The sequence below is a fragment of the Psychrosphaera sp. F3M07 genome, assembly GCF_018860345.1.
Lineage (GTDB): Bacteria > Pseudomonadota > Gammaproteobacteria > Enterobacterales > Alteromonadaceae > Psychrosphaera > Psychrosphaera aquimarina.
Window position 1 is genome coordinate 323,770 of the sequence record NZ_JAHKPJ010000011.1, and the last position, 11,350, is coordinate 335,119.

General features: G+C 36.9%; 10 protein-coding genes. 7 read left to right on the forward strand and 3 right to left on the reverse strand.

Annotation, left to right across the window (positions count from 1 at the left end; all coding sequences use genetic code 11):
- Positions 1–35 precede the first annotated feature (35 nt).
- A complete protein-coding gene (locus tag KO505_RS05015) occupies positions 36–2,216 on the reverse strand; it encodes an N-acetylmuramoyl-L-alanine amidase (protein WP_216054346.1) in 2,181 nt (726 codons plus the stop codon).
- 267 nt (positions 2,217–2,483) lie between these two features.
- Between KO505_RS05015 and KO505_RS05020 the strand changes: the two genes are divergently transcribed.
- From KO505_RS05020 to KO505_RS05030, 3 genes are read left to right on the forward strand one after another with little or no spacing between them, the layout of a single operon-like run.
- Positions 2,484–2,645, forward strand: a complete 162-nt coding sequence (locus KO505_RS05020) for a DUF2986 domain-containing protein (RefSeq protein ID WP_216054347.1) — start codon at positions 2,484–2,486, stop codon at positions 2,643–2,645.
- A 39-nt stretch (positions 2,646–2,684) separates the two neighbouring features.
- A complete protein-coding gene (locus KO505_RS05025; protein ID WP_216054348.1) occupies positions 2,685–2,999 on the forward strand; it encodes a hypothetical protein in 315 nt (104 codons plus the stop codon).
- Positions 3,000–3,059: 60 nt separating this feature from the next.
- The gene (locus tag KO505_RS05030) at positions 3,060–3,527 is read left to right on the forward strand and encodes a CreA family protein (RefSeq protein WP_216054349.1); all 468 of its coding nucleotides are present in this window, start codon (positions 3,060–3,062) and stop codon (positions 3,525–3,527) included.
- Positions 3,528–3,631: 104 nt separating this feature from the next.
- Here KO505_RS05030 and ffh read toward each other — a convergent pair whose 3' ends face one another.
- Positions 3,632–5,002 carry a signal recognition particle protein gene (gene ffh / locus KO505_RS05035; RefSeq protein WP_216054350.1) on the reverse strand — a complete coding sequence of 457 codons (1,371 nt, stop codon included), beginning with the start codon at positions 5,000–5,002 and terminating at the stop codon, positions 3,632–3,634.
- 235 nt (positions 5,003–5,237) lie between these two features.
- Between ffh and KO505_RS05040 the strand changes: the two genes are divergently transcribed.
- The 4 genes from KO505_RS05040 to KO505_RS05055 all read left to right on the forward strand — a co-directional run bounded on the left by KO505_RS05040 (position 5,238) and on the right by KO505_RS05055 (position 10,313).
- Entirely contained in the window at positions 5,238–6,044 is an 807-nt protein-coding gene (locus tag KO505_RS05040; protein ID WP_216054351.1) for an inner membrane protein YpjD, read from the forward strand.
- Between the two features lie 69 nt (positions 6,045–6,113).
- Positions 6,114–7,394, forward strand: a complete 1,281-nt coding sequence (locus KO505_RS05045; protein ID WP_216054352.1) for an HlyC/CorC family transporter — start codon at positions 6,114–6,116, stop codon at positions 7,392–7,394.
- 160 nt (positions 7,395–7,554) lie between these two features.
- On the forward strand, positions 7,555–9,189 hold the full coding sequence (locus KO505_RS05050; RefSeq protein WP_216054353.1) for a methyl-accepting chemotaxis protein: 1,635 nt from the start codon (positions 7,555–7,557) through the stop codon (positions 9,187–9,189).
- Between the two features lie 92 nt (positions 9,190–9,281).
- Positions 9,282–10,313, forward strand: coding sequence for a phospholipase A (locus KO505_RS05055; protein WP_216054354.1), 1,032 nt, complete (start codon positions 9,282–9,284; stop codon positions 10,311–10,313).
- Between the two features lie 74 nt (positions 10,314–10,387).
- Here KO505_RS05055 and KO505_RS05060 read toward each other — a convergent pair whose 3' ends face one another.
- Positions 10,388–10,999 (reverse strand): hypothetical protein, encoded by a 612-nt coding sequence (locus KO505_RS05060; protein ID WP_216054355.1) that lies wholly within the window; start codon positions 10,997–10,999, stop codon positions 10,388–10,390.
- Positions 11,000–11,350 lie beyond the last annotated feature (351 nt).

An 11,350-nucleotide genomic window follows, 5' to 3' on the forward strand; every position in this document is an offset into this window, starting at 1 on the left:
TGTTCTTCCTTTTAAAATAAGCTTGTTATTACTAATTAACGCTGTGCTTGATAGATTATCTGTAGCGCCTTCGTTAATACTTGCTGTTGCGGTTCAGATAAACCACATGGATTTGATCCCAATTCATCCACACCTTCTTTATCCTCTGTTTGGAAATGGATAATTACTGAAATATCCAATTTGTCATCAACCAATACGAGATTGTTCTCAGATAAAGCAACATGGCTACTTTGTGTCAAATATGGATGGCAGGTTTGCACATCTAATATAGGTTTAAATTGGCTCAACTCTTTACTTAATAGCCAAACAGAATTGTGTTGTAACCAACGAGTGTATGCACTTGGTTTAAACAGTTGTTGGTTACCATAACTACCATTATTTTTAAACAATTGTGTTAATACTAATACATCTTCCATCCGAGTGGTTAGCTGGCTTGTTGGCCTTGATTTGTCATTTGGTTCTGTTCGAAACGCACTATGATTTAAACCTAAAGGTAAGAACAATTGTGTTTCAACAAATTGCTCAAATGGCATGTTAGTTACTCTTTCAATGACTAATCTTAGAACTAAGTCATTAAACTCACTATAAACCAGCTTTTGTTCAACACCATAATAAAATGGGACATGGTAAATTGCGCTTTGCCAATCGATATCAAGTGATTGCTGATGTATTTCATCAACGGTTAAGGATAACGCCTGATCCGCTTCGTTATCCTCTCTAGACTGTTGGACTGCTTGAAGGTAATCATCGACTCTTGGGTAACCAGATTTATGATTAACAAGGTGTTTGATCAATCGGTTTGCTCTGCCATCGCCTTTATATTCAGGTAAATAATATGAAACTGAGTTATCTAATTTTATACGTTGCTCACCAATTAATTTAACCATCGCAAGTTGCGTGGTAAAAAAAGAACTTAATTGATTTAAATGAAGTTCACCGTTCTTTGCTGCCCTGCCAAAAGATTGGTGTAAGATCACTTTGTCATGTTTAACTAAACTAAATTCAAAACTTTGCTCTAAAGTACTGAGGCCATTAGCCAGTTCATTTCTCAACTTCCTTTCTAACCAGACTGTAGGTTGCTTTAATTCCGGCCCTGTAACATTAATAGAAAGATTCGACAAATCACTTTTAGATGCAATTTCTAACACGTTATTTCCATTGTTAACTAAGCTAGCAATGCCAAATTTAATGCCTGTTGCATTCATTTTGACTGGTTGCTTGAAATCGACGGACACACCATTAATAGTGATATCTAAGTCAATCAAACTTGATAAATTAGGATGAATTAAAGTGACTTCTCCCTGCCCTTTCGCTCCATAAAAAGGTTTCACTAAACGGTTTTTATTAGCCTCTAGTAAACTTGATAAACCGAATTGCTGTTCTTCTTCTCGGTTATATCGTGACATTAATACTTTCAGTTGAGGTTCTTTGTATTTTTCTAATAATGCATAAACCGTCGCAGCCGTTTCTGTATTCAATTCGCCTGTCACATCCCAAGGAAGAAAATGCATTTGAAATGCAAATAATACATCTTGAGTTTGACTGTCTAATATTCCCGTTTCCTTAATGTTGTAACCATAATAATAAAGCGCTTTTTGCACTAAATTGATAGAAGGTGAAAACGTTTCAAACATATGCTGATATTTAGCTTGAGTCTGGGCATCATACCAAGCACCAATGCCATGCTGATAAAGTTGATACCAAGGGAAATTTGGCCCTGGATCGTTTTTTCTACTAGGAGATATATCTGAATGTCCAATGACTCTTGTCGGCTCAATATCTGGATGACGTTGTAAAATTTGTTTTGATAATTCAATTAATAAACTGATTTGTTCTTGGTCAAAATCAGGAAACCTGCAATCTTTATGAGCGCCATATTCACCTCCATGTGTTGCTTTAACTACCGGCTGGTGATGGCATTTGGGAATATTAACTATTTCTATACCGATGGAAGTATCATTTAAGTTTCGGCGGCCATCCCAATAACTGGTTCCAGCATGCCAAGCCCTTTGGCTTTCATCCACTAGTTGTATTATTTCCAAACTAGTTTTGGGGTAACTTGGATCGGCTTTTTCTGGAATTAAATAATGCGCACTCACGCCTCCACTATCTTTAAGCGCCCACATGGAACGTTGATAATCTATCGCGGTAAAGTGCAGTATTAACGATTGAATTCTCGCGTTTTGCCCTACGGATATTTGTTTATCAATTGGCAATGAATTACATGCGTTTAATAAAACAACGGACAACAAAATAACAATAAAACGTTTGATAAACTGGCTCTCTCTGCAACCTAAGTACGAGCCGTAATTGTTGCATGACTCGCCTATACAAAGCTAGCCATTAACTTGGACTAAATGGGTAAAATATTGCGCCTGTTGACAGACTCTATATGGGACTAAATAAAAGTTTAAATTGATCATTACAGATAACCTTTTTAATTGTAAAATAGTGCGATTAACGATTATGGTAGGCCTAAAGCAATGAACAGAAAAAAGAAAATAAATGAAACATTTAAACGAAAATTAAAAAAGGCCAATAGCAAATTACATAAAAGCAACAAACCTAAATATATTTCTAAAGCAGATAGAGCCTTGTTAGATCAAAAAGAGCAAGATCAACAAGAACTAACAAGCGAACAATAAACTTAATAATCGACCTTCAATGGAACTAGGAGGCCTGTCATGATCACTAAAACAAAAGAAGTGTTTCAGCAAGAAGCACTTAGCCGCTTAATAACGTTATTTCAGCATTCAAAAACCTCTAAAACGGATCAAAAAAACAAACATAGATTAGAGGGGTTTCTTCACGCTGGTGAGTACTTAGGTCTTATCACTCATGAAGAAGGTATAGATATGCTAGAACAAGCTCATTTTGAGGTGTTTGGCGAATCCATCAAACAAAAACAAGCGCGAAAAGCTCAATATCGCACTGCGTTGAATTCGGACGACTTAGACTTCTTTGATACCCCTGCAATTGAACGATTAAAAAACAAATAATCGTCCAATTAAGTGACATTCATGTATATTCTCAATAATACGAAATAACAGGAAGTGCAAATGAAACCAGTCGTTATATTATTATTAGCAATAAGCATGTCGGCATGTACTGAAGATGCAGGCAAAGTCAGTTTAGGATTGTTTACCACCAAAGACGTGGTGATAAAAGCAGAGCAAGATCCTAAGCTCCCAGGTGTTACTTGCCATATTAGTCATATTGAAGCTAATTTAGATTTTTCTGACCCTTCTGATATGTCAATTGCCTGCCGCCAAACTGGACCCATCTTACCGGAACATCTGGCACAAATTGATTTATCAAAAAATGGAGAAGTGATTTTTCGCGAATCCAAAAGTATCTTATTAAAAAGCCTTAAAGTACGTCGGATATATGACAATAAAACGAAGACGTTAATGTATTTATCTTACTCAACCAAAGAAACAAACGGCAGCCATCACCACGCACTTTCCACTGTACCTTTGTATAATACTCAGGCTTGGACGTGGGCCGACAAGCAAAAAGTTAATTGAACATTCAAAATTAGCTTCGCAAAAGACGCATAACCAAGATCAAAAAAAGAGTTCATATGAACTCTTTTTTGTTTTTTTATGAAGCTTATATACCTAAGTTTTCTTTATATCTTAGGGAATCCACCTGGCATTTTTGGCATTCCACCGCCCATACCACGCATCATTTTCATCAAGCCGCCACCTTTCATTTTTTTCATCATTTTTTGCATTTGCGTAAACTGTTTTAACATGCGATTAACATCTTGAACTTGTGTTCCACTGCCCATCGCGATACGACGTTTACGAGAGCCTTTTATGACATCAGGAAACTTACGTTCCTTTTTCGTCATGGAATTGATAATGGCTTCCATTTGCACAAACTGTTTGTCGTTTACTTGGCCTTTAACTGCATCAGATACTTTGCCCATGCCCGGCATTTTATCCATCAAACTCGACATCCCGCCCATGCTGCGCATTTGCGTTAATTGATCACGAAAATCTTCAAGGTCAAAACCTTTACCTTTCATGACCTTTTTGGCAACTTGCGCTGCTTTTTCTTTATCTATAGTTGATTCAATTTGTTCAACTAGAGAAAGTACGTCTCCCATGCCTAAAATGCGGCTGGCAATACGTTCTGGGTGGAAAGGTTCTAACGCATCAATTTTTTCACCCATACCAATAAACTTAATTGGTTTACCCGTTATGTGACGTATTGATAATGCCGCACCACCTCTGGCATCGCCATCCGCTTTAGTTAAGATAATGCCCGTTAATGGTAAAGCTTCATCAAAGGCTTTAGCGGTAACGGCCGCATCTTGTCCCGTCATTGAATCTACAACAAACAGAGTTTCAACTGGATTAACCGCGGCATGTAATGCTTGAATTTCTGCCATCATGTCTTGGTCGATTGCTAAACGGCCTGCCGTATCGACTAACAACACATCAAAAAACTTACGTTTCGCGTGATCGATTGCTGCGTTAACAATATCAATAGGCTTTTGTTCGATTGAGCTTGGGAAAAACTCAACATCAACTTCAGTGGCTAGGGTTTCTAACTGTTTAATAGCGGCTGGACGATAAACGTCGGCACTCACTACTAATACTGATTTTTTCTTTTTCTCTTTTAAGAATTTAGCTAACTTAGCAACTGATGTGGTTTTACCCGCACCTTGTAAACCTGCCATCATGACCACTGCAGGTGGTTGCGCGGCAAGGTTTAAATCTTCATTTTTATCGCCCATGGCCTTTTCAAGTTCACCTTGAACGATTTTCACAAACACTTGGCCTGGCGTTAAACTTTTACCAACTTCTTCGCCAACGGCTTGTTCTTTAACGGACTTAACAAAATCACGAACAACAGGTAACGCAACGTCCGCTTCTAACAGCGCCATTCTTACTTCACGTAACGTATCTTTAATGTTGTCTTCAGTTAGTCGCCCTTGACCACTAATTTTTTTGAGGGACTGGGATAATCGTTCAGATAAATTGTCAAACATAGATGAATATTCTCTTACTAAGGCTAGCTGTTTTTAACAGCGCGAATGGTGCGATTATATACCGCTACCTATGCTAAATATAGGGTAAAAAAGCAATTACAAGGTTTCTAATTCATTCTAAGTTACAATCTGTTAATTTATTGTAATTAAACTTTTGAATATTGATTAACGAAATAAAAAAACGTGGTAACATCAAAGCGTTATTTTTTAGATTTACTCATAAAGGTTTACACCCATGTCCGCAATGATAGGACTTATTTTAGCTTTTATTGGATTTACTGTTGCCAGTATTGTGACGGCTAGATCAGTTTTCATAAACTCTACGTTCAATTCTAAAGTTCTATTTTCAGTCGCCATTGGCGCAATTATCTCTCAATTAGTTGCCGTGCGCGCAATGTTGTTTGTTAATAATGAATTGCATTTATCGTTAACCGCAATGTGTTTATTAATCAACGCACTTATTGTTGTTGTGTTAACTATACGTTCATTTAAAAACAGTAACTTAATGATTTTGTTAGTTACTTATGGATTTTCCGCGCTATTGTCTCTGGCTATTATTTTTGTTCCTAATGATTCACTCGCTTATATGGGCGTGTCGATTAATTCGTCTGTACCTTTGATAATTCACATCGTTCTATCAGTTAGTGCTTATTGTGTATTGGTTATATCGTCTTTATATGCAATTCAGTTTAGATACATAGACTCTAAGTTAAAATCAAAAACGTTATCGTTAAACAGTCACCTACCTTCACTTAATGTTGTTGAACTACAACAATTTAGGCTAATGGCTATTGGGTTAATTTTGTTAACTGCCGCTTTATTCACAGGCTTCTTATTTCTAGATAACATGTGGACAAAACAATATGCACATAAAACAATATTATCTCTGATCGCTTGGGCTGCTTTTGCAACACTTACCATAGGCCATAAAATATATGGTTGGCGTGGAAGTAACAGTGCAATTGCCACCATTTTAGCCTCTTTAATACTCACGTTGGCATATTTTGGCAGTCGTTTTGTGCGTGAAATATTGCTCACTTAACGTATTTGGCTTGACTATACCTACATAAGATCATACTTATACATTTATTAATTCCAGCAAGGATCAATTTTGGGCGACATCTCTACAAGTGCACTGTTTATTTTACTCGTTGTACTTATTTTTATTTCAGCTTACTTTTCTAGTACTGAAACTGGGTTAATGGCATTAAACAAATATCGGCTTAAACACTTAGAAAAGGAAGGTCACAAAGGGGCTATCCGCGTCACTAAGTTGATGAGTCGGCCTGACCGAACCATTGGGCTTATTCTCATTGGAAACAACTTGGTTAATATTGGCGCTTCTGCAATCGCTACCATTATAGGATTACGTTTATATGGTGATGTGGGCGTCGCAATTGCGACATTTGGATTAACGTTAGTCATATTAATTTTTGCCGAAGTGACGCCAAAAACACTCGCCGCCTTACACCCTGAAAAAGTCGCTTTCCCCAGCTCTATCCTTTTATTGATACTAATGAAGATACTATTCCCATTAGTGGTCATTGTTAATTACATCACTAATGGTATTTTAGCCTTATTACGCGTTAGCTCTGAACAACGTGAAGAACATAGTTTAAGTAAAGAAGAGCTCAGAACCGTAGTTAATGAATCCGGTGGCATGTTAAGAGATAGCCATCAGAATATGATTGTTAACCTATTGGATTTGGGCAAAATTAAAGCTGAAGATATTATGATCCCACGTAACGAAATTTATGCGTTGGACATCAATGATGACTGGAAAAACCTACTTAAGGGGCTTACATACGCAAACCATACACGCTTGTTGCTTTATCGTGACAATATAGATGACGCGGTTGGTTTTATTCATGTAAGAGACGCATTGAGATTGCTTGCCAAAGAAGATTTTAGCAAGACCACATTATTAAGAGCCGTACGTGAAATATATTACACACCTGAAGGTACGTCTCTGTTTGTATTACTGCAAAAGCTTAAACAAAATAAAGAACGTATTGGTTTGGTTGTTGATGAATACGGTGATATTCAAGGTTTGTTTACCCTGGAAGATATTTTAGAAGAAATAGTGGGTGACTTTACTACTGGTATTTCTGTCGACCCAAGTGCTATTTGTGTAAAACAACCTGACGGCAGTTATGTTTTAGACGGGAGTTCATCCATCCGTGATATTAATAAAGAAATGGAATGGGACTTACCCACTGACGGACCAAAAACGATTAACGGTTTGATCTTAGAGATCATGGAAGACATCCCAGATGGCGGCGTTTCTATCTTAGTTTCTGGTTATCCAATTGAAATTATTGATGTAAAAGACAATAAAGTTTCTTTGGCTAAAATCCATCCTAAAATTGAGATGGAAGATACGTCAGATTAACTGGCGTATCTTAGATATCAGCTCGCCCCCTCCCCTTATCTAGAAAAATAATTCACTAATATTGTGCAAAATATCAATATTTTCTAACTTAAGCCGTTAACTATATGAATTAATGATCTATATTCATTAAGGATTAGTATAACAATTTAGGGTTGAGATAATGAATTTTAAGAGTATTCGCGTTAAATATACTGCGATGTTTTGCAGCATAGCCGTCGTATTTATTATATCCAATTTGATGAATTTTTCGTTAATATCCAAAACGGAAAATGGAATGGTCTTATTTGCCCATGAATTTAACCCAGCTATTTCTGCAGTGTTAAACGCAGATAGAGATCTTTATCAAGCCAGAGTAGCTGAACTGCAAGTATTGATCATAAAACAGGGGGACTCCAGCGCAGTTGAACTAAGAAATGAGTTCGAAGAAAATGCCCAGCAAGCCTACGACAGAATGCAAAAATTCAAACAATATATGTCTGAATATCCTTCAACCACACAAAAGCTCGGACAATTTAATGCAAGTTTCAATAACTGGAAAGAGGCCGCGATTAAAGTTTTTGATTTAGCACAAAGTGGACAACTTGAAAAAGCAAAGCAGCAAAGCGCCTCGTCATCATTAACCACATTTAATAATTTACGATCCTTTTACGACATTGCAGGTGAAGCTGCAGACAAAAAGAGTTTATCACTGAGTGATGAAATCATCGCTGACGTTAATACCACATTAACGGTTCTAACTATCTTCAGTGTCATTATCGTTTTATTTACTTTAATTGCTGGCATCATAGCCCCAAAAACAATGGCTGACGCCCTTGATAGTTTATCTTCTAAACTAAAAGCGATTAACAGTGGTGACGGTGATTTAAGTCGAAGAATTAATAGTAATCGACATGATGAAATTGGCCAAATCGCCAACGATTTCGATGAATTTATGGATGTGTTAGCTAAGTTAATTGGCTCTATCGTTGAACAGTCGTCTGAGGTAATTACAGGTGTAAACGAATTAGATTCTGGCGCTAAAAAAATCAAACATACCAGTAAAGAGCAAACGGATAAAGTGGACATGATAGTCACTGCTGTGAATCAAATGTCTTATGCAATTAAAGAAGTGGCAACTAACGCCAACTTAACCGCCACTGAAATTGATGTGGTTAATAAGCTTACCAGCGAAGGTAAAGATATTACCAACAACGCAGTTAACGAAATGGAGCAACTATCCAAAACCGTTAACCACGCAGCAGAAGTGATTTCACGTCTAGCCGAAAACTCTTCAGATATAGCGTCGGTATTAGATGTAATTAGGGGTATCGCGGAACAAACTAACTTACTTGCTCTAAATGCGGCCATTGAAGCGGCGCGTGCTGGTGAACAAGGTCGTGGTTTTGCAGTAGTTGCTGATGAAGTTAGGACGTTAGCGAGTCGCACACAAGAGTCAACACAAAGCATTCAAGGCATGATAGAGGCGTTACAAACGGGTGTTGAGCAAGCTGTGAGTTCAATTAGCCAAGGCAATAGTGCTACCGAATCAACCGTGGCACTTTCACAACAAACCCTAGCCTCTTTAGAAAAAATTAGTGAAGCCTGTAACAATGTTTCAAATGTTGCAGCACAGACCGCAACCGCCACAGAACAGCAAAGTGTTGTGGCAGAGGACATCAGTGAAAACTTAACAGTATTATCTGACCAAACTCAAACTAACTTTAACATTGCAGAAAACAATGGGAATCAAGCTAATACAACCATGGCGTTAGCTACTGAACTTTCTAACTCTGTAACCCGTTTTAAACTTAGTTAATTTCGTGTTTTTTCTATACAATATGTTTAATACATGGAAGTGTTAAACATATCATTCGTTAATTTTACCCATTTTCCAAAAGAGATTTTAGTTTGAAATTACCTGCATTACTTTCCATTTTCACTTTTACTATATTCACTTCTCAGGTACACGCTTTAGAAACCATTGAAGATCAATATGAAGAATTTAACTATTTAAAAAAAATTGAAGAGTGTATTGATGACATCGTTAATTCCGGCCTTTATGACGGTAGTCAAGATAAAGTGAACCAATACTGTAAAGTTAAGATCATCAAAAAAGACTTTAACCCTGGCAGATATGCCAAACGTATTCTTGAAGAAAAAATGACCGAGTTAAACCCTTTTGTCATCACACCGCATAAACCAAGTTACATTTTACCGATAGTAATTAGTGACAACTTTAACAGCAAAGAGTACGAATATTTTGATGGCTATGCTGAAGGAATGAAAGAGGTTGAAGCTAAATATCAATTAAGTTTTAAAATCCCACTTAACACTGGTGACATTTTTATTCGGGGTGATGGGGCTTATTTTGCAATGACAATACAAGCTTGGTGGCAGCTATATTCTAGCCAAATATCTAAACCATTTAGAGAAACCAATTACCAACCTGAACTATTTTATCGAGCTCCTTTGCCATGGAACCCATTTGGCGGCAACACGGGCTTTATGCTGGCCTTTGAACACCAATCAAATGGGCAAACCCAGATACTTTCTAGGAGTTGGAATCGAATTATTGGCAGCCTAATCTATGAAAAGGGCGATTACATGTTTATGTTAAAACCTTGGCATAGAATTAGAGAAAGTGACAAAACTGACCCTTTATCTCCTAAAGGAGACGACAATCCAGATATTGAAGACTACATGGGTAATTATGAGTTATATGGCGCCTACGCTTACAACGATAATAATAAACTTTCAGTATTGATCCGCAAAAACTGGCGAACTGGTAATGGAGCGATTGAATTAAATTATACCTATCCGCTTTATGGCAAGTTAATTGGCACTATCCAATATTTCTCAGGATATGGCGAAAGTATGATTGATTACAATCATAAACAACAAAAGTTGGGGCTAGGTATTGCACTAACAGAAATATTTTAAACACGATTAAAGTTACTTTCAAAACGAACAGATATCTCTGTTCGTTTTGATTAACCTGATGTTTTTATAGTGGGTTAATAAAATAACAAGCGCCATAACCAACCAGAATCTAAGTATTCCTTACAACCTTTTAATTGTTGTCCATATGTTCGAGCTCGAACATCTACTTTTTTCGCAACTTTAACTAACCAAGCTTTTTTATTGTACGTTTTTTTGCGATACCCCCCCCACCCTTCGTGATAATTCAGGTATTGGTTTTTAGCATCCCATTTTGACACTTTATTTATTCTGTGTGTTTTTGCGGTAAACCACCCCATAAAATCAATCGCATCTTCAAAATCATCTCTGTCACCCCAAGTATTGCCAGACTCTTTTACATACTCTTCCCAAGTGACGGTTTTAGCTTGGGAATAACCATAGGCACTACTCGCTCGACCGTAGGGTATAAAACCTAAAAACCATCTCATAGGTGGTTGTGCATCGGCTTTAAATGAACTCTCTTGATACATCATGGACATTACAACATGAATTGGTGTTCCCCACTTATCCTGCATATCATTCGCGGCATCCCACCAATCATCTTTCTCTATAAATATTTCACAAATGTTGTTGATATTCTTTGGCTGTGGAGTGGTGCAACCTAGAATTGAAAGGGTCAAAAATAAATAAATTATAATTTTTTTCATATTGTAAGAACTTTTTCTGAAAATCCTGTCTAACATAGTGAAAGCAGTATTTTTTCATTCCCTGGAAGTTGTTGTTAGTTTAGCGAACATTAATTAATGTTCGTTTTTTTTTGCCTACAGGATGTAGGTATACTCGATGGCCATGGATGGCCAAGGAGAGTATGCCTATACAGAATTAGTATGTCGAGAGTCAAAATAACTATGTTCACAGCCCCATATCAGTAGATAGATAAATAGAATGTTAAGGTTTGCTGTTAAATTTAAAACTAAAATCAAATAAAAATAGAACTAAACACATTTATTTTTCATTTCGCTGAACTTTTCCACAACCCCCTGTCTAACAAAGTGAAA

Coding starts and splice junctions, on each gene's coding strand:
- KO505_RS05050 (WP_216054353.1), top strand. CDS start 7,555: ATGAATTTTAAGAGTATTCGCGTTAAATATACTGCGATGTTTTGCAGC.
- KO505_RS05020 (WP_216054347.1), top strand. CDS start 2,484: ATGAACAGAAAAAAGAAAATAAATGAAACATTTAAACGAAAATTAAAA.
- ffh (WP_216054350.1), bottom strand. CDS start 5,002: ATGTTTGACAATTTATCTGAACGATTATCCCAGTCCCTCAAAAAAATT.
- KO505_RS05030 (WP_216054349.1), top strand. CDS start 3,060: ATGAAACCAGTCGTTATATTATTATTAGCAATAAGCATGTCGGCATGT.
- KO505_RS05040 (WP_216054351.1), top strand. CDS start 5,238: ATGTCCGCAATGATAGGACTTATTTTAGCTTTTATTGGATTTACTGTT.
- KO505_RS05060 (WP_216054355.1), bottom strand. CDS start 10,999: ATGAAAAAAATTATAATTTATTTATTTTTGACCCTTTCAATTCTAGGT.
- KO505_RS05025 (WP_216054348.1), top strand. CDS start 2,685: ATGATCACTAAAACAAAAGAAGTGTTTCAGCAAGAAGCACTTAGCCGC.